The organism is Marinomonas atlantica (genome assembly GCF_001639725.1).
In the GTDB taxonomy this organism is placed as follows: Bacteria; Pseudomonadota; Gammaproteobacteria; order Pseudomonadales; family Marinomonadaceae; genus Marinomonas; species Marinomonas atlantica.
In genome coordinates, this window is record NZ_LTAW01000003.1 from 337,785 (window position 1) to 363,904 (window position 26,120).

A 26,120-nucleotide genomic window follows, 5' to 3' on the forward strand; every position below is an offset into this window, starting at 1 on the left:
ATGCCTAATTCTATATTGTGCCGCGACTTAGGTGTGGTGCCCTACGAGTCGACCTGGGAAGAAATGAAAAATTTCACCCAGACTCGTACGAAAGAAGATCCCGATCAAGTCTGGCTGCTCGAGCACCCGTCCGTGTTTACTCAAGGGCAAGCGGGTAAGGCTGAGCATCTGCTGGATGCAGGTGATATCCCCGTTGTTCAAGCTGATCGAGGCGGCCAAGTGACCTATCATGGCCCAGGGCAGCTGATTGCTTACATTATGATTGATTTAAAGCGATTGGGAATCGGTGTGCGTGACCTTGTCACATTGATCGAAAACTCGATTGTCGACGTATTGAAGCAACATAACATTGAAGCCTATCCTAAAGCAGATGCTCCTGGTGTTTATGTCAATGAAATGAAAGTATCTTCGCTTGGCTTACGAGTGCGAAGAGGGTGCTCGTTTCATGGTGTCGCTTTAAATGTCGATATGGATCTTTCTCCATTTTTGCGTATTAATCCGTGTGGCTACCAAGGCTTACAAATGATTGATATGAAGCGCTTGCAGTCAGATACCAAGATGACGCAAGTTAAAGTTCAGCTTGCCAATGTATTGGCTGAACGTCTCGGATACTCTCATCCGATTATCCAACAAGGGTGAATAAGAATGACTACTCAGCAAAAGCGAGTTGTACAGGGTGAAAAACTTCGTGGTGCCGACAAAATGGCGCGTATTCCTGTAAAAGTTATCCCTACAGAAGAAATCCCGCGTAAACCTGACTGGTTGCGTGTGCGTATGCCGGCTTCACCAGAAATTGCACGTATTAAAAGTACCTTGCGTGAACATAAGTTAGCGTCTGTTTGCGAAGAGGCGAATTGTCCTAATCTAGGCGAATGTTTCTCCAACGGTACGGCTACCTTTATGATAATGGGTGATATCTGTACTCGCCGCTGTCCTTTCTGTGATGTGGCACATGGTCGCCCGAATGCGTTAAGCCCAGATGAGCCGAAAGAATTAGCTGCTGCGATTCGTGATATGCGACTGAAGTACGTCGTGATTACCTCGGTAGACCGTGATGATCTACGTGACGGTGGTGCTCAGCATTTTGTCGATTGTATTGATCACACGCGTGAACAAAGCCCATCGATTGAAATCGAAACACTGGTGCCCGATTTCCGTGGCCGTATGGACGTAGCGTTAGATATTCTTCAGGTGTCACCACCGGATGTCTTCAACCACAACTTAGAATCGATCCCGCGTTTGTATCGTCAAGTGCGTCCCGGCTCAGATTATCAGTGGTCGCTCGATCTGTTGAAAAAATTCAAAGAGCGTTGCCCAGATGTTTCAACCAAGTCTGGCTTGATGGTAGGCATGGGCGAGACTTTCGAAGAAATCGTCGAAGTCATGAAAGACCTGCGTGCCCACAACGTTGACATGCTAACGATTGGTCAGTACTTGCAACCCTCAAAGCATCACTTCCCAATGGATCGATTTGTGCATCCAGAAGAGTTTGAGCGCTACGAGCAAGTCGCGAAAGAGCTTGGCTTTAAGCACGCAGCTTGTGGCCCATTGGTGCGTTCCTCTTACCATGCCGACAAACAAGCTCACGGTGAACGCGTTTCTTAAAACCGTTTACTGGGTTTTTAAAGCGAGGTTGCGTATTGCGCCTCGCTTTTTTTATGGAAAAAAGCCCACCTCATTCGAGGTGGGCTAAAAGCTTTCCATATTGACGCTAAGGGGAAGCGTCAAATTTATGACGGAGCTAATGTACACTTAGAAGTCGTATTGGAGCACTTCCACGCCGAGACTTAGCTCATTATCCATAATCTCAGACGGTTTAAGTGTAGACAAAGAGCCGGATACTTGGTTCATTATTTATAGGGTAATTGGGAATCTAGATGTATGGACAATAATTTTGTGTCGCCTTACTACGCCGTTAGTATAACGACTTCTCCATTGCGTGATGACATTATGTTTCGCGTTATGACAGAGAAAGTCATCGAGCTTGCTGCGGATCAAGAAGGTTTTTTGTACAGTGAATGGAGTGCTGAAGCGTGTTCTCAACTGATATTTTATTGGGCAACATTAGAGCAAGCGACCGCTTGGATGAATCATACGATGATGATCAGAACACTGTCGATTGGCGTGCAGTTTTGGTTTGATCGTTACAGTGTAAAGCTGATGGAAGTGCGAAAGGAGAAAGTAGTTGTGAACGGTAAAAGTTGGCAGGACAATGGTCGTTTTCCTGTCATCAAAACGGCGAGAGGTGTGTTGAAGCTTCTTGATGAAAGTGAGGCGCCTTTACTGAAAACCTATGTGAATGAGCAGCGCGAGCATTTAGTCAGCTGGGAGCCTCAGCGTGGAGAAGATTACTACTCCGATGAAACCTGTCGTCTTCGGGTAAAAGAGATGCGTCGAGATTTTATCGAAGATAAGGGCTGTGTCTTGTGTTTACTTAACTCAGAGCAAGATCGCATGTTGGCCTACAGCAATTATTCACAGTTTGTTCGAGGGATTTCTCAGTCCTGTTTTTTAGGTTATAGCTTGGCGGAAGATATACAGGGTCAAGGGTATATGAATGAATGCCTCGAAGCGGGTATTCAGCACGTTTCTAAAGAGCTAAATATCGACAGAATACAAGCGTGTTATATGCCTAGAAATCATAAAAGCGCTGCCGTGTTGGAGCGTTTAAAGTTTGAAAAAGAAGGTATTGCAAAGCATTATTTAAAGATCAATGGGCAATGGGAAGACCATGTGCTGACGGCTCTAACACTACGTTAAAATCAACGAGCCCCCTTTAATTTTAAAATACGGCTGTGTTTAGGGTAGGGCGTGCTAACGCTTAAAAATGTAATGGGTTTATTTGCTTGATTAACTAAGCTGCGAGAGCGTCCTTGCTCAATGATGATTCCAGACTTAATAATGGTTTTTTGGCGCTCATCATCATAAATAATACTAAGTGAGTCATCATGATTGAGTGGCAGGATAAACTGTTCTGAATCTTTTAAATAATAAGCGGACTCGATATGGTTAGCTGGCAGCATAACCCACTCAATTTTCCCTAGAGTTTTGTTTTCGACTGTCCAATTGGTAATACCACTACCGAGTTCATGTTTATGCTCTGTACCACTGGCAAAGCGTTCGAATTTTTCTTTGTGACGTGACGTTTGATTGGTGAAAACAATGATAAATAACCGAGCGATCGGGGATACAGCCACACAACGTATGCTTTGATTATGGGTGAGCCAAGCCGCTTGATTGGCTTTTAGAGTGGTTTCCTCGATAGAAGACTCTAAAAAGACTTGGCCATCCGTAACGGTCAATAAACTATCAAAAGGAAAGGCAAAATTGTGATTGGCATGCTCATTCATAGCAAGTTGGATTTCATAGACACGCATCCTATCCGAGTGATGTATGATGGTCTGCCAGCTGTCTTGTCCAAAAGTTGCTTTCATAATGATCCGCTTACGATAGGCTCCGTTACTATTGAGTGTACATGCTAAAGAAAAAATCGACCAATAACTAATTCATTAAGGACAACGGTTGCAGCGACAATAGTGCCTGATTATAGTAGATGAAATTATTTAAGTTATCGAAATCTTTAGGCTTTTTGCTTAACGAATCGTTTAAGAAAGGAATACGCTTTTGAGTGACACGACAGACTTTGAAGCCAATGAGACGCTTTCTCTCAAAGACTATACTGAGAAAGCGTACCTGAACTACTCCATGTATGTGATTCTAGACCGTGCCCTGCCTCATATTGGTGATGGTCTTAAACCTGTGCAGCGACGTATTGTCTATGCCATGAGTGAGTTGGGTTTAAAAGCAACGGCGAAGTACAAAAAATCGGCTCGTACCGTTGGTGATGTATTAGGTAAGTTTCATCCGCACGGTGACAGCGCGTGTTATGAAGCCATGGTGTTAATGGCACAGCCTTTTTCTTACCGCTATCCGTTAGTAGATGGCCAAGGAAACTGGGGCGCACCGGATGACCCTAAATCGTTTGCTGCCATGCGTTACACTGAGTCACGCCTGTCAAAATACGCGGATGTATTACTAAGGGAAGTGAACCAAGGCACGGTCGATTGGATGCCTAATTTTGATGGTACGCTTAATGAGCCTGCGGTTCTGCCTGCTCGTTTACCCAATTTGCTACTCAACGGTACCACCGGTATTGCGGTGGGTATGGCAACCGATATTTTGCCGCATAACCTGCGTGAAGTGGGTCAAGCCTGTATTCATATGTTGAAAAATCCGAAATCAAATTTGGATGATTTGCTTGAATTTGTACAAGGGCCTGATTTCCCGACCGGGGGGGAAATTATTACCCCGCGTGATGACATACGTAAACTCTATGAAACGGGTAAAGGGCAAATTAAAGCCCGCGCTCGATACACTGTTGAAGAAGGTGAAATCGTTGTAAACGAGCTACCGCATCAAGTATCTGGTAGTAAAGTGCTGGAGCAAATGGCGGCACAAATGCAGGCCAAAAAGCTACCAATGGTGGTGGATCTACGTGATGAATCGGATCATGAAAATCCTACTCGGCTAGTCATCGTACCGAAATCTAATCGAGTTGATGTTGAAAGTGTCATGACGCATTTATTTGCGACGACGGATTTAGAAAAATCCTATCGTGTCAATATGAATGTGATTGGTTTAGATGGCTTGCCTCAAGTTAAACCGCTGGCAACGTTTATATCCGAGTGGTTGCGTTTTCGCATTGGTGTCGTGCGCAGGCGACTTGAGTTCCGTTTAGATAAAGTGCTGAAGCGTTTACATATTTTAGAGGGCTTACTGACCGCCTTTTTGAATATCGATGAAGTGATCGAGATTATCCGCAGTGAAGACAAACCAAAACCTGTTCTTATGGAGCGTTTCAGCTTAACAGATACGCAAGCTGAAGCAATTTTGGAACTGAAATTACGTCATCTTGCCAAGCTTGAAGAAATGCGTATTCGTGGTGAGCAAGATGAACTAGAGAAAGAGCGTAAGCAACTTGAGGGGTATTTGGCCTCCGACGCTAAGTTGAAAAAACTGATCATTGGTGAAATTGAAGAAGCAATTAACGATTTCGGAGATGACCGTCGTACACCTATTGTAGAGCGTAAAGAAGCACAAGCATTCAGTGAAGAGGATTTGTTGTCAAACGATCCAATTACCGTAGTCCTGTCTAAACAAGGTTGGATTCGTGCTGCGAAGGGCCATGACATTGATGAGCGTGGATTAAGCTATAAATCTGGCGATGAGTTTTTGCTTTCTACAAAAGGTCGCTCTAATCAGACGTTAGTATTGTTTGCGTCCAATGGGCGGACGTATTCCATTAAAGCCCATACCTTGCCATCGGCACGTGGTCAGGGGGAGCCGATAACAGGTCGTATCAGTTTAGAGAAAGATATACACATTGTTGCGGCAACATTGGATAATGATGAGGCTTATTACTTAATTGCCTCTGATGCGGGTTATGGTTTTGTATCCAAGCTGGGTGATTTACATGCGAAAAACAAAGCAGGTAAGGCAACCTTAAGTTTGCCTGCTAACGCGCAAGTACTGCCACCAGTTAAGGTTCTCGACCCTGAAACAGCTAGGGCTGTAGTTGTTTCAAATGAAGGTAGAATGTTGGCCTTTAGCGTGGCGTCACTACCTCAGATGGCGAAGGGCAAAGGTAATAAAATGCTGAGTATTTCTTCGGCAAGAGCAAAAGAACGTGAGGAGTGGGTCTGCGCCATGAGTTCAATCCAACCGGATGACTTGCTGATGGTGCACAGTGGCAAGCGTTTCATGTCTTTTGCGGAAAAAGAATTGGTAGACTACATTGGCGAGCGTGGACGCCGTGGGCTTAAATTACCAAGAGGGTTCCAGCGTGTCGATCTGCTGGAGATAAAAGTGGGTGAAGGCAAGTCGAGTGAGCTTTAAGAAGCTGACACTAAATCTATTTAGCGCTACGGGTAAGTAGCCTTTACAACAAAGAGGGAAGCCCAATGAAAGGCAGTCAAAAAGTAATCGATAGTTTAAATATGTTGCTAGAAAACGAGCTGGCGGCTATCGATCAATACTTTATCCATTCGCGAATGTATGATGATTGGGGACTTAGCAAACTGTATGAGCGCCTAAACCATGAAATGGATGAAGAAAAAGACCATTCTGATTGGTTGATTAAGCGAATTCTTTTCTTGGAAGGTGTTCCATGCATGACTAAGCGTCGTGAGTTGTTGGTGGGTACTGATGTACGATCAATGATGAAAAATGACCTAACACTTGAACTTGAGGTTGTGACGTGTGCGCGTAATGTGATTGCTATTTGTGAGGAAGAAGGTGATTACCAGACGCGTGAAATGCTTGAAAAGCTTCTGTACGACACAGAAGAAGATCACGTGTATTGGCTTGAAAAGCAACTACGTTTGATGGACACCATCGGTGAACAAAACTACATTCAATCCCAGATGTAAGGAGCCTGCATGAAAGGTGATCGCGAGGTAATAGCCAGCTTGAATAAGGTGTTGGCTAATGAGCTAGTTGGAATTAACCAATACTTCCTTCATGCTCGTATGTTCAAAGATCAGGGTTTTGATGTGCTTGATAAAGCAGATTACAAAACCTCGATCCAAAAAATGAAAAATGCGGATCGTTTGATCGAGCGTATTCTTTTCTTAGAGGGATTGCCTAATTTACAAGATTTAGGTCGTCTGCGAATTGGTGAAGATGCAGAAGAGATGATTGCTTCAAACATGGCATTTGAGTTAGCAACACTTCCTGATTTGCAGTCCGGTGTGAAAGCATGTGAAGAGAAGAAAGATTTTATGAGTCGCGAAGTGCTGGAGAAAATCCAGGATGAGCAGGAAGAGCAAATTGATTGGCTTGAAACTCAGCAAAATCTTATCAAAACGGCAGGTTTGCAAAACTACTTACAGTCGCAAATGGGTGAGTCTTCAATAGATCATTAATCTATTGAAGTATTAAGCCACTTTAACGAGGAGCTCGTCTGCCAGCTTTAGGAGCTCCTCGTTAAGGATTCCCTTCACATCCTTACAGCACTTACCGCATTGTTTTCCAAGATTGTACTCACTGTAAAGATCGCGCATCGTCGTAGCGCCATTGGCAATCGAGTTCTTAATAGCTTTATCAGAGACTGCGTTACAAAGACATACATACATAAAATGAAAATCACTCTCAATTCGATTTATCTTCGATTCTATGTGGGATGATAACTATTATCAATAAAATAAAATCAATTTAGAGAGAGAATTTGATAGATTTTATTAAATTTGAGTTTTTTGGTATGTGCTGGATTTAAGAGGCATAAAAAATGACGCCTAGGCGTCATTTTCTTTATTGATGTCCGTTAATATTTCGGCAAACGTCTCTGGTGGGTGAGCACCTTGAACCAAGTACTTTTCATTGACGATATAAGTGGGTACAGATTCAATCTGTAGTCTATTCAAGCGCTCTATCTTCTCCTCAACCAATAACTCCGCTTCGCGAGACAGTGCGTCTTCGACGTCTTCATCTTGCAGTCCGACTTCTTTCGCAATTCTGCTCAAAACCGCTGCATCGCCAATGTTTTCACCTTTGGTAAAATAGGCGTAAAACAAAGCGGTCATCATAGGCGTTGCCAAACTCATACGGCTAGCTTGGGCGACAAATTGTTGGGCAAGTTTAGTGTTTGGAATAAGATCATCGTCAGTGAAGTTAAACTCTAATCCAGCTTCATAGCCTACATTCTGTAATGCGTGAGATACTTCGTTAAGCTTTTCTTGGCTGCCAAATTTTTGCCCTAAATACTGCGTACGTGATACACCAGCGTTTGGAATGTCAGGGTGTAGCTCAAATGGAAGCCAGTGAATATCAAAGCGAAAGTCATCGCCCAAGTGCTCAATAGCGGCTTTGAGGCGTGTGTAGCCTAGGTAACACCATGGGCATATTGGGTCAGCGACGATATCGATGGTTAAGTCGGCCATGTTTTCTCCGTTAATTTACGCTAAAGGCGATGCACTGACTGATTTGACAGTAGGGCAGGCCTGATTGTTCGTGCCAGTGATTGAATGCTTGTTGTGCTGCTTTAAGGGCGCTTTGTGTATCACGTCCCGTGGTGATGATCCCATGATTTCTCAGGTAACCTTCAACGTCTTTACTTAGTAAAAAGGTATCTTTACCCATAATACGAAGTGTATATGCGCCCGTGTTACCGCCTAAACGAGCACCTTGTTTTTTAAGGTACAGCCAAAGTTCGACAATGTTATTTTCTGGGAATTCGGCGATAAATTTTGCGAAAGAGCCGTGTTTGGCTTGTATTTCTGACATCATGATGGCGTTTTCGCGAATGGTCATGACTTTGCCAAAGTGACGAATGATTTTAGGGTCTTTGGCTTTCTCTTCCCACATTTCATCATGCATGAGTAACATCTTTTCAATGTCAAAGCCGAAAAATGCGTCTTCAAAGTTAGGCCATTTATTACTGACGACTTGCCAGTTCATGCCCGATTGAAACACTTTCTGCGTAAAAGCGGCTAACCAGCGATCGTCCCCTATTTTCATGAGTGCTTCAGTGGTTTTTGGGGTTGCGAGATTAGTCTGTAATAGCGCTTCGCTGTTAAATCTTGAAATGGCGCGATCGTAAATTAGATCGAAATGTTCGTAAGTCACACTCTGCTCCTTATTTCATTGGCAAAGTGTATCATAGGTGATGCTATGCGGTTGATCCGTGGAATTTAATTCTTAAAGTAATAGGGGGGTATCGCGTATACTTTAGGGATAATGTATTGATAGGAAGTAACATGACTCACCTAAGTGTAAACCTAAATAAAATTGGGCTATTACGTAATTCTCGTGGCCGAGATTACCCAAGTATGTTGACCATGGCACAGCGAACCTTAGATCTAGGTGCATTTGGCATCACAATTCATCCGCGTCCAGACCAACGTCATGCCACTTATCGTGATGCTTATGATATTAAAGAGCTTCTAAAACAGTATCCTGGTCGTGAATTGAATATCGAGGGATTCCCGGACGAAAAATTCCTTGAAGTGGTGCTTGAAGTAGAGCCGGATCAATGTACTTTGGTGCCAGACGACCCAAATCAATTGACTTCAGATCATGGTTGGAATGTGGCTCGTGACCAAGATGCATTGCGTTCAGTAGTTGCTAAGTTAAGAGAAAAAAATATACGAGTTGTACTGTTTATGGATCCAATTCCAGAAAACATGGCGCTGGCTAAAGCGGTTGGTGCGGATCGTGTAGAACTGTATACCGAAGCGTATGCGAATGCTTATCATACCGATCGAATTGAACAGATTAATCAGCAATATCAAGCCGCTGCTCAAGCCGCGTTGGATTCAGGGCTTGGTGTTAATGCCGGCCATGATTTAGATTTGGAAAATGTAGCTTTGTTGTGTGCAGGCAAACGTATAACTGAAGTGTCTATTGGGCACGCATTAACGATAGAAGCCTTGGATAGTGGCTGGGATAATGTTGTTAAGAAATATCTAGAAATATTGTCTTAATGACAAGCCCTTCTAGTAAGCGAGTAACGTGCTTGCATTGTGGTTATCCATTAGGGCAGTGCGTTTGCCATTTAATCGTCAGCTTAGAAGGCGACATGACTGTTTGGGTGATACAAGATAAGCACGAGGCAAAGCACGCGAAGAATACGGCTCGTTTATTTGCTTTGTGCTATTTAAAGACTGTCATTGTAAGTTTTGAAGATGCCGAAGAAATGAGCAATTTTTTTCAAAGCGTTGATGCCGATAACAGCTTATTGCTATATCCCAGTGGTTGTTCTGAGGGTCTAGAAACGATCGAACAAAGTGATAAAGCTAAGGTCAAACATTTAATCCTGCTGGATGGCACGTGGCCAAAAGCAAAAAGAATGATGTTGCTTGAGTCAATGTTATTGAGGTATAGGCAAGTGCATTTTTTAACGCCACCCGTTTCAAAGTATGATATTCGTAAGTCGCCAAACAACTTGGCATTATCGTCGTTCGAAGCCGCAGCTTATGGGTTGGAGTGTTTAGGAATGTTACAAATCTCTAAATTAAGACACTTTTTTAGTGCGGCGATCGCACTACAATGGTCACAGCAACCACAAGAGCATAAACAGCGCTCTTAAGTAGAGGTATTCGTGGATAAACAAACCGAGTTAGAAGTTCAAGCCGCTGCGTTTCGTCGTTTGGTAGAGCATTTAGATGAACGCAAAGATGTGCAGAATATTGATCTAATGAACTTAGCGGGTTTTTGTCGAAATTGTTTGAGCAAGTGGTATGCCGCTGCAGCTCAAGAGCGAGGTGTAGAAATGGATTATGAGCAAGCTCGTGAAGTGATCTATAAGGAGCCTTATGCCGACTGGAAAGCAAAGTATCAAGGTAAAGCATCAGCAGAGCAGTTGTCTGATTTTGCAAAGAACGCCCCTAAAGATTAATTTGCATGACAGTATCGCTTCTACGCTACAAACTAAAAAAGATTAATTGGCTTAATTGTGGGCTAATTGTTTTGTTTTTATTAAGTGCAGTAGAAGTGTCGGTTCTGAGTGCTGATGTATCGCAAAAGTATGTCAACTTAGCAAAACGCATAGGCGCTCAGTATGGCCCGCGGGCAGAGCTTAGAATTATGGCTTGGCGGCGAACGGTGGAAGAATCGCAGGGGCTCTCCGTCGGTCAAAAGTTACAAAATGTAAATATCTTCTTTAATATGTTGCAGTTTGTAAGTGATCAGCAACACTGGGGCAAAAATGATTATTGGGCAACCCCCATTGAGTTCCTTGCTACAGGTGGTGGAGACTGTGAAGACTTTACTATTGCCAAATATTTCGCCTTGCGTGAGTTAGGCGTTCCAGATGAAAAACTCAGGCTAGTGTATGTAAAGGCACTAAAGCTTAATCAACACCATATGGTGTTGGCATACTACCACACTCCAACATCTGTACCTGTTCTACTCGATAATTTAGATAAAACCATTAAACCTGCGGTTCAGCGAAAAGATTTATTACCGATATACTCTTTTAATGCTGAAAACTTATGGTTATCAAAGGAGAAAGGGCGCGGTCAACTGGTAGGCGGCTCTTCACGACTGAGCTTATGGACAGATTTAAATAACCGATTAACGGATTTAGAAGGCTAGGAGACAACTCGTGACACTTTTTCGACAATTACTTATTACTATTGTTTTACTGCTGTCTCTGATGCTTGTGGTGGTCATGGCGATTAATTTCCAGACAACTAAAAGTTATTTGATAGATCAGTTACGCTCTACAACTCAGGATTCTGCAACGACCCTAAGTATGCAGGTTTCCGATTTCATGGCGCTTGAGGATTATACGTCTGTCGAAAGTTATGTGAATGCCGTGTTTGACAGTGGTTATTTCTCTGAAGTGAGAATACACGCCTATGCCACAGATGAAAATATTGTACGCAGTAATGCCATCAAGGTTTCAGGTGTCCCCACTTGGTTTACGGATGTTATTGATTTTGATGTCCCTACAGCAAAAGCCGTGATTTCTAATGGCTGGAACGAACTTGGTCAAGTTTACGTTACAGGTAGCGCTGGCTATGGCTACTATCAGCTTTGGCTGGCGTCACGAGACTTATTGTTATCCTTTCTTGCCATTGGAGCCGCTTGTGTACTGCTGGGGGGGTTAATGCTTAGATGGCTATTTAAACCGCTGGTAGAAGTTGAAAAACAGGCGGAGGCCATTCAACAGCGTCGTTTCATCCAAATGAAGAATTTGCCAAAAACGCGTGAGCTTAAATCGGTGGTTGAATCAATGAATCGAATGGCAGCAAATCTAGAGCGAGAATTTGCGGCCGAAGCTCAAACGGCTCAGTGGCTCCAAGCAAAAGCATTTAAAGATCCAGTTAGTGGTTTGGGTAACCGAAACTTCTTTGAAAGTCAGGTCTCTGCCCACTTTGCAGATAGTGACAGGACGTATGATGGTTTGGCTTTATTGAGCTTACTGGATTTATCCAAAATTAATAATGAAATGGGGTATGAGGCGGCGGATAATTTCATTCGTACTGCCGCAGGGGTGCTTGAAAAGCATCTATTGAGCTTTCCTAATGCGACGCTTGCTCGTCTTAATGGTGCAGATTTCGTTGCCCTTATTCCGAACATTGAAACGGAACGACTGAAAGGGCTTGTTGGTGCCATCATGGCGGATTTGCATGAATTGGTGGGTGCGCGTATCAGCTACTCTGATGCTGTTGCAAACATTGGCGCAGTGGTTATTGATGCCTCAGTTGAGCGTTCTAATGCCATGGCGCAAGCTGATGCCGCGTTGCGCTCAGCAAAACAGGCTGGTGCAAATCAGTTTAGTGTATTTGATTCAGATATGGGTCAACAGATGGCTATTGGTCGTATGGCGTGGAAAGACATGCTGGAATACGCCATAGCGAATAAAAGCTTTGTGTTGCGTCGTCAGGCAGTTGCTTCAGCAAATGATCTTAACATTTCGTTACAACAAGAACTTTATGCCAGTTTAGAATTTGAAGGTAAGCATTATCATGCGGGCTATTTTATTGGTTTAGCGGAACAGTTCGATTTGGGCGAGCAAGTTGATCAAGTGATTATTCAACGAGTAATTGATGCTATTGAAAGGTCGACTGACGTTGGTCCTTATGTCGTTAATTTATCAGCATCTGGCTATGCAAAATTATCGTTTGTAAGTTGGCTAGATAATAAGCTTCAAGAGTTGCCTGATAAGCTAAAGCAAAAAATAGCATTTGAAGTGTCTGAGCAAAGCGTCTTAGGTGCGGAAGATCATGCTTTTTTACTGGCACAAACGTTGAAAAGACATAAGGTAAAATTTGGTATAGATAATGTTGGCAAGCAGTTCTCAGCGTTTCAATATCTACAAAATTTGATGCCTGATTATGTCAAAGTAGATCCATCTTATACAAAAATGGCAATTGGCAAAGAATCAGAATCATTTTTCATGCACACGCTGTGTAAGATGTTTAACAGCTTGAATATCGACGTCATTGCAACGGGTGTGGAAACAGACAAACAAGCTGAAATATTAAAGCGTTTTGATATTAGAGGCCTACAAGGTTATGGTATAGGAAGGCCTGTGGATTTTGATGACTAGTTGTAGAGCCGTGTTATGGTAGTTTTTAAATCAAGGCGTCGTCATCACGAATTTCGCCAATTAAGGTGTCGTTATTACCTGAATGGATACTACGTACAAATTTTCGGCTTAATAGTTTTTTCTGCGCAGCCATGGGTAGCTCAGTAAATTGTATAAGCCTTTTGTCTGTCAATAAATCGATCAAGTCTTCTAATACACGCATCATATCTTGGTCGGAAGAGGTTAGTAGGTCTTGAGAGGATTCTTGACTAATTTTAGCGGCAAGAATTTCAGCCACGTAAGGGTCATTTGGAGCAACTAATACAGAGTATTCGTCGTCTTGATAAGGTGCGACATCTAAAATTGACCCCTGTGAGTTAATTTTTGCATAGAGCATGATAGATTCCTTTAGTTTTAAGCAATGTGGCCGTTATACAATATTACTAGTATTGTATGTTTCATATTTTAATCTAGCCAGTAGTAGTCAGATACTCCTATCTGAATATTGTTAGATTATCGGTAGAGTGTGTTTGATATGTCACTATTTTGGAAAAAGAAACAGACAGACGAACTTAGCGATGAGGCGCAAAAAGAGCAAAACTCTGCTTCTAAATCACGACAAGAGCGTCTTAAGGAGAACGCTCATTCTTGGTTGAATCTCGAAAAGGATTCCGAAATGCCATATGATGAAAGTGATGATTCTCAAGGTAAAGTTATTCGTGAAGACTCTTTTGAAAGTACTTCAGGGTCTATTTCGTCTAAAAAAACAGAGTTAAGTGATGCGTTGTTCTCCTTAGAACCTAGTACACTAGGTTCACGTGATGCAAAATCGGAAAGGACGGCTTCGCTGAGTCTAGATAGAGTTAAGACTCAAAATAGTAGTCAGACTGAACCATCATTATTTGATTTAGACGGCACGTTGTTTAAGAAAGCTAAAGATGTATTGTTAGCTGATAGTCATGAAAAGTCAGATGCTGTTGACGTAAAAAATCAGAGTAAGAATACAGAAGATTTATCTTATAAAAGATCGGATGTAACGGCTCCATTAAGATCTTCTTCTAAGCCGAACAAAGATAAACGTGTGCTTGCTTTTAAGACAGTTCCGAAAAGCAAAATCCTTAATCGCCCCACTGCTGTTGAAACCCAAAAAAGCGATGAAAAAAAATCGATATCTGAGAAAACAGAAAGCTCAGTTGGGGCAGAATCTAACTCTTCTAAACTTGCTATCAAAGCTCAATCCACTCCAAAAAAATCAGAATTAAATCAAACTGATAAGTCGAATGCTGCTGATTCTAATAAACCTAAGCGAAAAATCACTGTTGGTACAGTGCAAGTTAACAAACCTGAGGTGGCTTCAGAAAAACCGCAGCAGAAGAGAGTAAAAGTCTTTAAAGCACATCAGCACTCAGTACAGAATTTATCTTCCTCAACTCAAGTGTCTAAGCCTACTGAAAAAATTGAGAAAAAAACTTCTGTGCAGTCTGAACTTAAAGATCATAAAACTTCAAGCTGTGAGGAGAAAGGTGATAATAATTCTCAAATTGGGGAGAGTAATGGTACCGACAAAGCCTATTCAAATGTAGATAAAGAATCAATTAATGCTTCAGAGCAGAGTCATGAAGAATTAGAGGCAGGTAATGATGACAAGCTGGGGCAACCTGAAGCGAAAGAGAAAAAATCCAAGTGGTATCAGCATTTAGAAAAGCTCGAATCTGTAGATCCTCTTGTAGATTGTCTTGTGAGTCTGACTAAGCATTTTGATAATCCGTATTCCGCTGATGGCATTCGCTCTGGGCTACCTGTTTCTGACAGTGGTATGACGCCTGAGCTGTTTATGCGAGCTGCGAATAAAGTTGGTTTCGTCACTCGATTTGTGAAAAGGCCAATTCCAAAAATTGCGCAAGTGCTTCTTCCTGTTGTGTTGTTGTTAGAAGATAACCAAGCGTGTGTGCTGTTGGAAATTGACGCCGAAAATAGTCAAGCTAAAGTGTTTATGCCAGAATCTGGCGAAGGTGAAGTGTATTTGCCTTTGACTCAACTTGTTGATTTATATACAGGCTATTGCTTTTTTATACGTCCACAATTTCGTTTCGATAAGCGCTCAATGGCTGCTGCTGATGTGCAGATTGGTGGTAAGCATTGGTTCTGGAGCACTCTTACCTCTTCATGGCGTATATACCGTGATGTCATCATTGCTTCTTTATTAATTAATTTGTTTGCCATTGCTAGTCCTTTGTTTGTGATGAATGTATATGATCGAGTTGTACCAAATAATGCATTCGATACTTTGTGGGTGCTAGCTATTGGTGCGACAGTTGTTTATGGCTTTGATTTCTTGCTGCGTTCATTGCGATCTTATTTTATTGATGTTGCAGGTAAAAAATCCGATATATTGATGTCAGCAGCAATTTTTTCCAAAGTAAATAATATTACTATGGCTTCTCGCCCCCGCTCGGTCGGGGCGTTTGCAAAAAACCTACAAGACTTTGAAAGTATTCGCGATTTCATTACGTCTGCGTCTGTTACCACGTTGGTCGACATTCCATTTATGTTTTTGATTGTAAGCATTATTTACTTGATTGGTGGGCCTGTGGGGTTCATACCAATTATTACGATCATAGCTGTATTTACCTATTCATTGGCTATTCAAGGGCCATTAAAGCGGTCAATTGAAGAGGGTCAAAAAACGTCAATGCAAAAAAATGCGGTCCTAATTGAGAGCTTATCTAATGCAGAAATGGTGAAGCTTAATAATGCTCAAGGTACATTACAGCAACAATGGGAGCAGGCCGTAGGTAATATTTCTGATTGGGGGCTAAAAACACGCCAACTTGCACAATCATGCTCATCTTTTGCCATGGTTGCTCAGCAAATGACTACAGTGGCTATGGTTGTAGTAGGTGTCTACATGATCGCAGAGCATGAAATGAGCATGGGGGCTTTAGTTGCATGTGTTATGTTGACGGGCCGAGCATTGTCGCCAATGGCACAATTTGCAGGTTTAGCAGCACGTTATAATCATGCAAAGTCTGCTTACACAGGTCTCAAAGATATTATGGCTTCGCCTGTTGAGCAGCCAGATGATATGAAATTTGTTCATCGTGCTAAGTTTGATGGAAGCTTCGAATTTGATGCTGTTTCTTTCTGCTATCCAGAACAGGAGCAAGAAGCTGTTAGTGACATAAATCTGCATATTAAGTCAGGTGAGAAAGTTGCCATTATTGGGCGAATAGGATCGGGGAAATCAACACTTGGTAAATTGATGATGGGTTTATATGAGCCAAAATCAGGAGCGCTTCGAGCTGATGGAATTGATATGCGACAGATTAACCCAGTGGATTTACGTCGCAATGTTGGGGCGGTATCCCAAGATGTTTCGCTCTTCTATGGTTCAATTAAAGATAATATTTGCTTTGGCGTTCCATTTATTGAAGATGAGGCTATTATTCGAGCTGCTGAATTATCTGGTGTGTCTGAATTTGCAAACCGTAAAGCTTCCGGATTAGACAGTGTAGTGGGTGAGCGTGGTCAACACCTATCTGGTGGTCAGCGGCAAAGTGTTGCTATTGCAAGAGCACTATTGTTTGATCCAAATATTCTTGTTTTAGATGAGCCAACAGCTTCAATGGACAATACTACAGAAGCTAGAATGAGGCGTCGACTTGCTAACGTAATTGCGGACAAGACACTTATCCTCATTACACATAAATCCTCTATGTTAGATTTGGTTGATCGAGTTGTTGTTATGGATAATGGTCGTATTTTAGCTGACGGACCTAAAGCTCATGTATTAGAAGCTTTGCGTCAAGGTAAGTTGAAGGTGAGTTAATCATGTCTAGCAAGAATAAGGCTAAGGTTTCTCAAACTGACTTATCTTTCCTAAGTGATCGAAATGCTGCGATTATGCTTAAGGCTCCTCGTGGTGGCCGTATTATCTTATGGTGTGTATTTTTGTTTGTGAGTGCCGCATTGTTGTGGGCAAACTACACTGCCATCGATGAAGTTACAGTAGGTCAAGGTACTGTCATTCCATCTAGCCAAGTCCAAGTCATTCAAAATCTTGAGGGTGGTATCTTAAAAGAAACCAGTGTTCGAGTTGGTCAAATGGTTGAAGAAGGCCAGTTATTAATGACCATAGAAAACACAGAAGCATTATCCTCACTACGTGAGCAGCAAGTAGAGCGTATGAATTTAATGGCGCGCGCTTCTCGATTGGCAGCAGAAGCAAGTGGGCGAGATCCATTGTTCTCGATGGGGATGCGTCAGGAATATCCTGATGTGGTAAGACGAGAAGAGGCTCTTTATGATAATAGATTGGCTTCATTAAGAGCAAATCAAGCTGTATTTGAGCAACAGATTGCACAAAGAGAACAAGAAATTGTTGAGCAGCAAGCTAAGCTCGGAAATTTACAAAGTACTTTTGAGTTGGCTAGTGAAGAGCTACGTTTAACTCGCCCTGCATTTGAGCGAGGCGCTGTTTCTAGGGTTGAGATGCTTCAACTAGAAAGACAAGTTAATCAGTTGCAAGGAGATCTTCAAGCGACCAGTTTGGCTTTACCTCGAGCAAAATCTGCTTTGGAAGAGGCTCGTACAAAACTAGCTGAAAGCAATGCGAAGTTTCGAGCTGAAGCACAAGAGCAGTTAACAGATGTTAGAGCGCAATTAGATCAACTTAGAGAATCAAGTGTCTCTTTGGAAGACAAAGTTGATCGTACGTTAGTAAAGTCGCCTGTAAAGGGGATTGTGAAACAGCTGCAGATCAATACTGTAGGTGGTGTGATTAAGCCTGGCATGACCCTTATGGAAATCGTGCCAATGGAAGACTCTTTGCTTATTGAAGCAAAGGTTAATCCTAAAGATGTTGGCTTTATTCAACCAAATTATCCTGCAGTTGTTAAATTGTCTGCTTATGATTTCTCTATATATGGTGGGTTAGAGGCTAGAGTAGAAAATATTTCTGCAGACACCATTATAGATGAAGAAGGTAATAGTTTTTATATGGTTCGTGTGCGGACTGATAAAAACTTCCTAGGGTCGGATTCTGCGCCTTTGGCGATCATTCCAGGTATGCAGTCTACAGTCGATATAATAACAGGTAAGAAAACAGTTTTAGATTACTTACTTAAGCCAATTTTCAAAGCCCAGCAAAATGCGTTACGTGAAAGGTAGTTACAAAATGTTGATCTGTGTTTAGTTATTTTAACAAAAGTTAACATAGTTAGACGGCTTTCATTAATAGAATGAAGTTACTGAGAATAGACCGAGGGGCAGATCTTGAACGTACTGTGCTGGAATACGAATGAGTCAGTTTTTGAACACTGGATTAAAGTGTTTGAAGGGCATGGTCAGCTCATTCAGAGTCATGGTTTTGATGAGACTGCAGAGTTGTTACGGGACGGTTCATACGAGTACTGTTTTGTATATTTAGATGACGATGGTTTTTCAGCTAAAGTTGAAGATGTTGTTGCTTTACGTCAGTTTTTTCCATCTTTAAAAATTCTCGCTTTTCCTTATCTGAGTAGTCAATCAGCTGCTATCCGTATGCTTTCTATGGGCATTAATGGCCAATGTTCGCCTTATATTGCTAAAGAGCAGCTTCGGTTGGTGTTGTCGGTAGTATCTGCTGGTGAAATTTGGGGTGGTAAGGAGTTTATCCAACAGCTTATTAAGCAGTCTTCTGGGGCATCACGGCCTGAAAAACTGCTCGAGTGTACCACTAATTTCGTTGGATCAGAGCTGTTATCTGAGCGTGAGGTGGATGTTGCAAAACTGATTGCGGAGGGCCTTTCTAATAAAGAAATAGCCCGCGATTTAGAGGTTACTGAAAGGACAGTAAAAGCGCATTTAACGGCAGCCTTTAAAAAGCTAAATGTCAAAGATCGCTTGGCACTTGCTTTATTGGTTCAGCGTGGCAGCTCATAGTCATGGCAATTGTATTTGAAATAACTGCTTTGATTTTATCGGGTGGCCAAGCACAGCGGATGGGCGGTGTTGATAAAGGTCTTCAGGTGTATCAAGGCGTTTCTATGGCGAGACGTCTAGTCGATCTGGTATCACCTTTATGTGTTGATACTGTGATCAGTGCAAATCGTAATATTAAGCATTATCGCGCTTTAACTCGGTTGGTGGTGAGTGATGTAGAGCCTTGGCAGGGCATTGGTCCGTTAGGTGGCATCTTTTCAGCACTTGAATCTATCAATTCCTCACACTTATTGATTGTCCCTTGTGATACGCCATGCTTATCTCGAGAGGCATTGCTTAAACTTTTGAAGAGTGCCCAGCAGGCGCCGGATATAGTGCATTACTTGGAAAGCAAATCTGGTCGTCAGCCACTGCATGCGGTGCTACCAGTAAATCAGCTGAAACAACAGCTGCCAGATTTTCTAAAGAATACTGAGCATTTTGGTGTAATGAAGTTTTATAAAACGATTGGTGCTGAGTCAGTATATTGGGAGCATGATGATGAGCTTGTTAATATTAATCATACCGAGCAGCTAGTTTAAGGTGAGCTGATCTTTTCTAAATTCAGAATATAGGACTCACCTTTTTCAAAGTGTTCCATTTTGACCAACAAGTAATCGTATTCTGGTGCAAACCAAAAATATGAGTGGCGTTTTTCAGAAAGATTGTCTGTTCTGGCAACCTTTATCGTTTCTAAATGGCCTAACTTAGTGTCGATGGTTTCTATCTGTTGTTGAGCGAACGTGTAGCGCTTTAATTTCCCGCCATCTGCAATGTCATAAGAGAGTTGTTCGCGCTGATTCAGTAAGTCGAAGCGTAGCTGTAATTGAAGCGTTAGTCTGTCCAGTGTTAAGTCATTGATATCCATTTTCCATGGATCATTTTTCACATCATTGGTGACTTTCATGTCATCCCAGTCAAAATGCAATAGCATTTCTTTATGCTTGCCTAAAATGCGCGACGAATAGTGGTATTTAGTAGGGCGCAAACTGCCACGATCAAGTCTAAACTGACTACTTTCTTTTAACGACGCGAGTAGTGTGTCGACTGAAAATTCAAATTTCCATGTATTGTCTGTTGTCTGAGTGAGGATTTGAGTACCTTCGACTTTTAAGGTTATTCCTTTTTTATAAACAGTGCTATAAAGCGCATTGTAAGGCTCAAAAAAACTGTGCTTTTCAGACTCAATTGATGAGTTAATAGTAGAGTTACTTTGATTGTACTCAATGCGCGTAGTTTGGCTCGAAGTACTGTCATTATCCGAGTGAGAATAAGAGGGCATTATCTGAAAAAGTAATATGATTGTGAAGACTTGTCTGCTAATGCCCATCTTGAGGTTTCCTAGTGATCGTTTAATTCCGTTGTATAACGTACACCTGACAGCGGCAAAGGTTTTCCATCCAACAAAGCTTTGCCTTCTTGAAGAGTAAGCCTGCCTAAGCTGAACCATTTGACACTTAATGGATAAATGATGTGCTCAAGGCTATGGACTTTTTTTGCTAGCGAGTCAGCAGTTTCATCTGACGATATTAAAGTGCTAGCTTGTAAGACAACTGAGCCAGCATCCAGTTCCGAAGTAACGAAGTGAACGGACACACCATGTTCCGTTTCACCCGCATCAATGGCACGTTGGTGCGTGTTTAGGCCTTTGTACTTAGGCAATAATGAAGGGTGTATATTTAGCATACGACCTTCATAATGACGCGTAAAATCTTCCGTAAGAATGCGCATGAAGCCCGCAAGAACCACCAGCTTAGGCTGATACTGGTCGATCAAGGTCATCAGAGCTTGATCGAATGCTTCGCGACTTTCAAACTGTTTATGGTCAAGGGCATGAGTAGCAATGTCAGCATTGCTAGCACGTTCTAGTCCATAAGCAGAGGCTTTGTTGCTGATAACTGCCTTTATATCAATATCGAGGTCACCTTGCAGGCTTTGATCAATCAAAGCCTGCAAATTGCTGCCGCTGCCTGAGATTAAAACAACGACGGGGCAACTCATGCAGAGGCCTCTAGATCAGAGATAATAACTTCTTTGTCAGATAGCTCACGGATCTCACCGATAACCCATGCATTTTCGCCTTCAGCTTGAAGGGTTGATAGCGTTTTGTCTGTATCTTCTGTGTTGATTGCTAGAACCATACCGACGCCACAGTTTAGTACGCGGTACATTTCTTCTTGCTCAACGTTGCCTTTTGCTTGCAGCCAGTCAAAGATCGCCGGGCGTGTCCAGCTAGTTGCATCAATATACGCTGATGTGCCTTCTGGTAAAACGCGAGGAATGTTTTCTAGTAAGCCGCCGCCAGTGATGTGCGCTAATGCATTTAGATTAACGGTTTCCATTAATTTTAGGATGGATTTAACGTAAATTTTCGTCGGAGCAAGTAGGGCATCTTTAAGGGCAATGCCATCCACTTCTTCGTCAAGATTTGAGTTATTCACTTCCAAAATCTTACGAATTAATGAGTAGCCGTTTGAGTGTGGGCCTGATGAACCTAAAGCGATCAAAGTATTACCGGCTTTAACATTGCTGCCGTCAATGATTTGGTCTTCCTCAGCGACACCCACACAGAAACCTGCAAGATCGTAATCGCCGTCGTGGTACATGCCAGGCATTTCTGCTGTTTCGCCACCCACTAGAGCACAGCCTGACTGTAGACAGCCTTCACCAATGCCGGTGACAACGTCCGCGGCAACGTCCACGTCAAGTTTACCTGTTGCGTAATAATCTAGGAAAAGTAGAGGCTCAGCACCTGCAACAATAAGATCATTCACACACATTGCCACTAGGTCAATGCCGATGGTGTCATGTTTGTTTAGGTCCATTGCTAAACGCAGCTTTGTGCCGACACCGTCTGTACCGGATACTAAGACGGGTTTCTTGTACTTTTCTGGTAGACGAGTAAGGGCGCCGAAGCCACCTAATCCACCTAGTACTTCAGGGCGGCGCGTTTTTTTACTGACGCCTTTAATGCGTTCTACAAGTTCGTTGCCCGCATTAATATCTACGCCTGCGTCTTTGTAACTAATCGAGGTTTTATTCGATTCGGTCATTGCCTAAGCCTTATCATGGTGTGGGAAAAACGGCATTTTAACACAGTGGAAAATAAGGGCTATGGTTCTTTGCGCAGAAGACAGTAGAATAGAGAAAATACGATAAGTGAGGGGATTATTTTGAAGCGTATTGTCTTTGTTTGGCTATTGTTACTTTCATCAATGGGCCATGCGGTGCAAGTTTCTAACTTATATTCGTCTATTGTGCAGGTGCCCGCTAGTTTAGATGATCAGCAGTTATTGAACCGAGCCTTTGTTCAAGCGATTGATGACGTGTTGTTGAGGGTTTCAGGGAAGTCAGATGACTTATCTTCTCAAGTGCTAGCTAAGGCACATCGTTCTGTAGCTGGATGGGTCGCTCAACACTCAGTACAAGATGTTGTTGAAACAATTCTAGGTAGTGATGGGCCAGAGGCTGCTAAAGAGGTCAATGTGACATTTTATAAGGAGTCTGTGGATCGTTTTCTGCTTGATCAGGGGTTGCCTGTTTGGGGTAGTAATCGGCCGAGTATTCTGGTTTGGTTGATTGAAGAAAACAGTGGCTCTCGAAAAATGTTTGGCGCTAACCATCCATCTGCCGCTTTGTCAGAATTGTTTGATGGCGCTAAGTTGCATGGCTTGCCAGTCTATGCACCTCTTGTGGATAGTGTGGATAAGAACGCTTTAGATTCTAGTGCACTATGGGGCTTCTTTGAAGAGGATATTCTTAATGCCAGTGAACGCTATCAAACAGATATTGTGTTGGCGATTAGAGTTAGTCAATACCGCGGTGAGGCTGTCGTTGAAAGTATGCTTTTGGCCCCAAATCAGTCGTCGCGCCTAGTTTCAGTTACAAATGCATCTAAGCGTAAGGCGATGCAGGAGATATTGTTGAAGCTCTCCGCTTTGCTTTCAGATCGATATGCCTCTATTCGCTTAGCTACTCCTAATCAACTGTACGTGAAAGTTAATGGGGTGAATGATTATCAAGCAATGTCTTCATTGAAAAACTATTTAGGCTCTATAGGCGTAGTAAAGCAATGGCAGTTAAGCAGTGTTGTTGGTGATCAAGTTGAGTTTAATGTGTCTTTGAATGGTACAGAAAGTAAGCTTAGAAACAGTGTGGCGTTGAGTAGTATGTTGGCTGCTTTGCCAGTGGACCCACTGGAATACAATGCAAACCGAGTTATTAATTATCAATATACGGGTAAAGGTAACAATTAGATGGCTAATGAAACAGAAGTAACATCAGTGTTGAAAGACTTTTTTGCGCGTCCGGCAGAAGAACGGCAAGATTTTTTGCAGCAAACTTGGTGTAACCAATGTATGGAAATGGACCTAGGGATGAAAAACCCGCAAGAATATAAAGCGGGTGAGCGTACTTGGATTGAGGGTGACTGTGTGAAATGTGGTACAAAAATTATTACTGAGATCGTGGTAGAAGACGACGAAGAGTAATTAGTATCAGCACAAAAAAAAGCGGCTTAAGCCGCTTTTTTTGTCTGTATGCGTGGATAGCTTACTTATTTATCCGTTGGGAAATCACGTTCAGTGTGTCCCACATACAGTTGGCGAGGGCGTCCAATTTTGTATGCACCGCCAATCATCTCATTCCAGTGAGAGATCCATCCAATAGTGCGAGACATCGCGAAGATTACCGTAAACATAGAGGTAGGGATGCCTATTGCTTTCATTATGATGCCAGAGTAGAAGTCCACGTTTGGATAAAGCTTGCGCTCCACGAAGTAAGGGTCTTCTAAAGCAATTTGCTCAAGGCGTTTTGCAATTTTCAACATAGGGTCATCTGATTGCCCTAGTTCAGCTAGAACTTGATCACATGTTTCGCGCATAACTTTAGCGCGAGGGTCAAAGTTTTTATAGACACGATGACCAAAACCCATTAGGCGGAAAGGGTCGTTCTTATCTTTAGCTTTGGCGATGAATTCGTCAATCTTGGATTCGTCACCAATTTCTTCAAGCATAGATAGAACTGCTTCGTTTGCGCCGCCGTGAGCAGGGCCCCAAAGCGTTGCGATGCCTGCAGCGATACATGCAAATGGATTAGCCCCTGAAGAGCCTGCTAAGCGAACGGTCGATGTTGATGCGTTTTGCTCATGATCGGCATGAAGGATAAAGATCCGATCCATCGCCTTAGCGAATACAGGGTTTACTTTATATTCTTCGCATGGTGTTGCAAACATCATGTATAGAAAGCTTTCCGCGTAGTTCAAGTCGTTACGAGGGTACATGGTCGGTTGACCTTTTGAGTACTTGTAACACATTGATGCAAGCGTTGGCATTTTTGAAATCAATCGGAAGGCAGCAATTTCACGATGCTTAGGATCATTGATGTCCATGTGGTCTTGGTAGAAGGCGGATAGCGCGCCTACTAAGCCAACCATAACTGCCATAGGGTGAGCATCGTTACGGAAGCCATCAAGGAACTTCTGCATAGATTCTGACACCATGGTATGGTTTTTTACCGTTTCAACGAACTCTGCTTTTTCTTTAGTGCTTGGCAGCTCTCCGTATAGAAGTAGGTAACATGTTTCAAGGTAGTCTGAGTGTTCTGCTAAATCAGCGATTTTGTAACCGCGATGTAGAAGCACGCCTGCTTCACCGTCTATGTAGGTGATAGCAGATTCACATGAGCCAGTAGACATGAAGCCAGGATCATAAGTGAAGACACCGTGAGAACCAAGAGTTCTTACATCTATCACGTCTTGTCCAGCTGTACCTGTTAATACAGGAAGTTCAATCGTTTGATCGATACCGTCTACCGTTATGCGAGCTTTTTTGTCAGCCATTTTTGGTCTCCTTCGTACTCTGGTCCGGGGCAAAGAGCCTTGAATTAGCTCTCCAGGCCCAGAAGGTGCGGAAAAAATACTTTCTTAGGGGTTACAAAGTCAATTGGACAAATTTCTTACTGCTTACTTGATCCTAGTGATTTCTTTGTAAATTTGTAACGTAGTTATTGCTAAGAGATGGTCGATAAGTGATCGTTTTGTTTTTATCTTACTGAATTTAAAAGGAAAAATTAATTTATTAAAATTTCGTAAATATGTAATTTTATACCATTATTGCTTTTGTTTATGGCACCATTCATTTTATGAATGGTGATCATTGAAAACCCCTTGTCCTGTGTATTTGTTTTAGGTTTTTGGCCTAGTCTATAATTGCGTTCCGATGATTTCATTGATTTGTCGGTGTTATTTGGCAAGTTTGAGTCGCTTGTGCCAATGTCGCTTGCAAATCGATGGGATTTTCAAGGAGGCCTATGTGATCCAATAAGAGCAGAACTATCGTTACTTACTGGTGAAAATAGAACTTGGGTCGTGATTGACCATTCAATCAAATAAAGTGGTGTATAGAGTCGTGAACAAAAAAAGACCAGTCAATCTTGATATTTCCACAATATCAATGCCAGTAACCGCAATTGTCTCTATCTTGCATCGAGTAACGGGGATCATCCTATTTATTGGGTTAGCATTCTTGTTCTATGCATTCGATCAGTCATTGTCTTCACAACAAGGTTTTGATCAAGTGGTAGAGGTGCTACAAAACAACTTCCTAGCAAAATTTGTCGTTTGGGGTGTCGTTTCTGCATTGATGTACCATTTTGTAGCAGGTATTAAACACTTGTTTATGGATTTGGGGCATTTCGAAGAACTTGAAAGTGGCCGCATGGCGGCGAAAGCGAACTTAGTGATCGCAGTTGTTCTGATTCTACTAGCAGGAGTATGGATATGGTAACTCAAATTACTAGCTTTGGCCGTTCAGGTCTGTATGACTGGATGATGCAGCGCATCTCTGCATTGGTATTGTCAGCTTACAGTATCTTTCTCATCGGTTACTTGCTTCTGAACCCAGATCTAACCTATGAGCAATGGAGTGGTTTATTTGAATCTACTTCTATGCGTATTTTTAGTCTCTTGACACTTCTTTCCATTGGCATCCATTCGTGGATAGGCTTGTGGTCTATTTCAACGGACTACATTAAATCAACAGGTGTTCGTTTCTTCTTTCAATCCGTATGTGGCTTAGTAATGTTTATCTATGTCGTATGGGGAATTCAGGTTCTTTGGGGGCTATAA

General features: G+C 42.4%; 28 protein-coding genes. 19 read left to right on the forward strand and 9 right to left on the reverse strand.

Annotated features, from left to right (window positions below):
• The 3 genes from lipB to AYW75_RS06730 all read left to right on the forward strand — a co-directional run bounded on the left by lipB (window position 1) and on the right by AYW75_RS06730 (window position 2,760).
• A complete protein-coding gene (gene lipB / locus AYW75_RS06720) occupies window positions 1–639 on the forward strand; it encodes a lipoyl(octanoyl) transferase LipB (RefSeq protein ID WP_067097254.1) in 639 nt (212 codons plus the stop codon).
• Between the two features lie 6 nt (window positions 640–645).
• Entirely contained in the window at window positions 646–1,605 is a 960-nt protein-coding gene (gene lipA / locus AYW75_RS06725) for a lipoyl synthase (protein WP_067097258.1), read from the forward strand.
• 276 nt (window positions 1,606–1,881) lie between these two features.
• Window positions 1,882–2,760, forward strand: coding sequence for a GNAT family N-acetyltransferase (locus tag AYW75_RS06730; RefSeq protein ID WP_082856424.1), 879 nt, complete (start codon window positions 1,882–1,884; stop codon window positions 2,758–2,760).
• A 2-nt stretch (window positions 2,761–2,762) separates the two neighbouring features.
• Here the strand turns inward: AYW75_RS06730 and AYW75_RS06735 are convergent, their stop codons facing one another.
• The gene (locus AYW75_RS06735; RefSeq protein WP_067097261.1) at window positions 2,763–3,434 is read right to left on the reverse strand and encodes a hypothetical protein; all 672 of its coding nucleotides are present in this window, start codon (window positions 3,432–3,434) and stop codon (window positions 2,763–2,765) included.
• A gap of 190 nt (window positions 3,435–3,624) precedes the next feature.
• Between AYW75_RS06735 and parC the strand changes: the two genes are divergently transcribed.
• The 3 genes from parC (at window position 3,625) to bfr (AYW75_RS06750) (ending at window position 6,923) form a co-directional block, all read left to right on the forward strand.
• A complete protein-coding gene (gene parC / locus AYW75_RS06740) occupies window positions 3,625–5,895 on the forward strand; it encodes a DNA topoisomerase IV subunit A (protein WP_067097264.1) in 2,271 nt (756 codons plus the stop codon).
• A 65-nt stretch (window positions 5,896–5,960) separates the two neighbouring features.
• Window positions 5,961–6,428 (forward strand): bacterioferritin, encoded by a 468-nt coding sequence (gene bfr / locus AYW75_RS06745; protein ID WP_067036225.1) that lies wholly within the window; start codon window positions 5,961–5,963, stop codon window positions 6,426–6,428.
• A 9-nt stretch (window positions 6,429–6,437) separates the two neighbouring features.
• On the forward strand, window positions 6,438–6,923 hold the full coding sequence (gene bfr / locus AYW75_RS06750; protein ID WP_067097267.1) for a bacterioferritin: 486 nt from the start codon (window positions 6,438–6,440) through the stop codon (window positions 6,921–6,923).
• Window positions 6,924–6,935: 12 nt separating this feature from the next.
• Here bfr (AYW75_RS06750) and AYW75_RS06755 read toward each other — a convergent pair whose 3' ends face one another.
• From AYW75_RS06755 to AYW75_RS06765, 3 genes are all read right to left on the reverse strand, one after another.
• Window positions 6,936–7,133 (reverse strand): (2Fe-2S)-binding protein, encoded by a 198-nt coding sequence (locus tag AYW75_RS06755; RefSeq protein ID WP_067036230.1) that lies wholly within the window; start codon window positions 7,131–7,133, stop codon window positions 6,936–6,938.
• Between the two features lie 159 nt (window positions 7,134–7,292).
• On the reverse strand, window positions 7,293–7,937 hold the full coding sequence (locus tag AYW75_RS06760; protein ID WP_067097270.1) for a DsbA family oxidoreductase: 645 nt from the start codon (window positions 7,935–7,937) through the stop codon (window positions 7,293–7,295).
• Window positions 7,938–7,947: 10 nt separating this feature from the next.
• Window positions 7,948–8,622 carry a DNA-3-methyladenine glycosylase I gene (locus tag AYW75_RS06765; RefSeq protein ID WP_067097273.1) on the reverse strand — a complete coding sequence of 225 codons (675 nt, stop codon included), beginning with the start codon at window positions 8,620–8,622 and terminating at the stop codon, window positions 7,948–7,950.
• A gap of 131 nt (window positions 8,623–8,753) precedes the next feature.
• Here AYW75_RS06765 and AYW75_RS06770 point away from each other — a divergent pair, with 131 nt between their 5' ends.
• From AYW75_RS06770 to AYW75_RS06790, 5 genes are read left to right on the forward strand one after another with little or no spacing between them, the layout of a single operon-like run.
• Window positions 8,754–9,479, forward strand: coding sequence for a pyridoxine 5'-phosphate synthase (locus AYW75_RS06770; RefSeq protein WP_067097276.1), 726 nt, complete (start codon window positions 8,754–8,756; stop codon window positions 9,477–9,479).
• The gene (locus AYW75_RS06775; protein ID WP_082856425.1) at window positions 9,479–10,084 is read left to right on the forward strand and encodes a tRNA-uridine aminocarboxypropyltransferase; all 606 of its coding nucleotides are present in this window, start codon (window positions 9,479–9,481) and stop codon (window positions 10,082–10,084) included. The genes AYW75_RS06770 and AYW75_RS06775 overlap by 1 nt, the downstream gene beginning before the upstream one ends.
• Window positions 10,085–10,096: 12 nt before the next feature.
• Window positions 10,097–10,393: a DUF1244 domain-containing protein gene (locus AYW75_RS06780; protein WP_067097282.1), complete on the forward strand. Its 297-nt coding sequence runs from the start codon at window positions 10,097–10,099 to the stop codon at window positions 10,391–10,393.
• A gap of 5 nt (window positions 10,394–10,398) precedes the next feature.
• Window positions 10,399–11,091, forward strand: a complete 693-nt coding sequence (locus AYW75_RS06785; RefSeq protein WP_067097285.1) for a transglutaminase-like cysteine peptidase — start codon at window positions 10,399–10,401, stop codon at window positions 11,089–11,091.
• A gap of 10 nt (window positions 11,092–11,101) precedes the next feature.
• Window positions 11,102–13,054, forward strand: coding sequence for a bifunctional diguanylate cyclase/phosphodiesterase (locus tag AYW75_RS06790; RefSeq protein ID WP_067097288.1), 1,953 nt, complete (start codon window positions 11,102–11,104; stop codon window positions 13,052–13,054).
• A 25-nt stretch (window positions 13,055–13,079) separates the two neighbouring features.
• Here the strand turns inward: AYW75_RS06790 and AYW75_RS06795 are convergent, their stop codons facing one another.
• Window positions 13,080–13,430: a hypothetical protein gene (locus AYW75_RS06795; protein ID WP_067097291.1), complete on the reverse strand. Its 351-nt coding sequence runs from the start codon at window positions 13,428–13,430 to the stop codon at window positions 13,080–13,082.
• A gap of 138 nt (window positions 13,431–13,568) precedes the next feature.
• On the opposite strand from AYW75_RS06795, the gene AYW75_RS06800 reads away from it, so the two are divergent.
• The 4 genes from AYW75_RS06800 to mobA all read left to right on the forward strand — a co-directional run bounded on the left by AYW75_RS06800 (window position 13,569) and on the right by mobA (window position 19,536).
• A complete protein-coding gene (locus tag AYW75_RS06800; protein ID WP_331709517.1) occupies window positions 13,569–16,862 on the forward strand; it encodes a type I secretion system permease/ATPase in 3,294 nt (1,097 codons plus the stop codon).
• Window positions 16,863–16,864: 2 nt separating this feature from the next.
• Entirely contained in the window at window positions 16,865–18,202 is a 1,338-nt protein-coding gene (locus AYW75_RS06805; protein WP_067097293.1) for an HlyD family type I secretion periplasmic adaptor subunit, read from the forward strand.
• Between the two features lie 105 nt (window positions 18,203–18,307).
• Window positions 18,308–18,955, forward strand: coding sequence for a response regulator transcription factor (locus tag AYW75_RS18985; protein ID WP_067097296.1), 648 nt, complete (start codon window positions 18,308–18,310; stop codon window positions 18,953–18,955).
• A 2-nt stretch (window positions 18,956–18,957) separates the two neighbouring features.
• A complete protein-coding gene (mobA, locus tag AYW75_RS06815; protein ID WP_067097299.1) occupies window positions 18,958–19,536 on the forward strand; it encodes a molybdenum cofactor guanylyltransferase in 579 nt (192 codons plus the stop codon).
• Here the strand turns inward: mobA and AYW75_RS06820 are convergent.
• From AYW75_RS06820 to purM, 3 genes are read right to left on the reverse strand one after another with little or no spacing between them, the layout of a single operon-like run.
• Entirely contained in the window at window positions 19,533–20,324 is a 792-nt protein-coding gene (locus AYW75_RS06820; protein ID WP_231886159.1) for a DUF3108 domain-containing protein, read from the reverse strand. The genes mobA and AYW75_RS06820 overlap by 4 nt on opposite strands.
• Before the next feature lie 11 nt (window positions 20,325–20,335).
• Window positions 20,336–20,995 carry a phosphoribosylglycinamide formyltransferase gene (gene purN, locus AYW75_RS06825; RefSeq protein WP_067097302.1) on the reverse strand — a complete coding sequence of 220 codons (660 nt, stop codon included), beginning with the start codon at window positions 20,993–20,995 and terminating at the stop codon, window positions 20,336–20,338.
• Complete coding sequence (gene purM / locus AYW75_RS06830; protein WP_067097304.1) at window positions 20,992–22,047, reverse strand: phosphoribosylformylglycinamidine cyclo-ligase; 1,056 nt, start codon at window positions 22,045–22,047, stop codon at window positions 20,992–20,994. Before purM ends, purN begins: the two co-directional genes overlap by 4 nt.
• 120 nt (window positions 22,048–22,167) lie before the next feature.
• Here purM and AYW75_RS06835 point away from each other — a divergent pair, with 120 nt between their 5' ends.
• The gene (locus AYW75_RS06835) at window positions 22,168–23,250 is read left to right on the forward strand and encodes a DUF2066 domain-containing protein (protein WP_082856426.1); all 1,083 of its coding nucleotides are present in this window, start codon (window positions 22,168–22,170) and stop codon (window positions 23,248–23,250) included.
• On the forward strand, window positions 23,251–23,484 hold the full coding sequence (locus AYW75_RS06840) for a hypothetical protein (RefSeq protein WP_067097307.1): 234 nt from the start codon (window positions 23,251–23,253) through the stop codon (window positions 23,482–23,484). It begins immediately after the preceding gene.
• Between the two features lie 65 nt (window positions 23,485–23,549).
• Here the strand turns inward: AYW75_RS06840 and gltA are convergent, their stop codons facing one another.
• Complete coding sequence (gltA, locus tag AYW75_RS06845) at window positions 23,550–24,833, reverse strand: citrate synthase (RefSeq protein WP_067097310.1); 1,284 nt, start codon at window positions 24,831–24,833, stop codon at window positions 23,550–23,552.
• A gap of 568 nt (window positions 24,834–25,401) precedes the next feature.
• Between gltA and sdhC the strand changes: the two genes are divergently transcribed.
• A complete protein-coding gene (sdhC, locus tag AYW75_RS06850) occupies window positions 25,402–25,779 on the forward strand; it encodes a succinate dehydrogenase, cytochrome b556 subunit (RefSeq protein ID WP_067097313.1) in 378 nt (125 codons plus the stop codon).
• The gene (sdhD, locus tag AYW75_RS06855) at window positions 25,773–26,120 is read left to right on the forward strand and encodes a succinate dehydrogenase, hydrophobic membrane anchor protein (RefSeq protein WP_067097316.1); all 348 of its coding nucleotides are present in this window, start codon (window positions 25,773–25,775) and stop codon (window positions 26,118–26,120) included. The genes sdhC and sdhD overlap by 7 nt, the downstream gene beginning before the upstream one ends.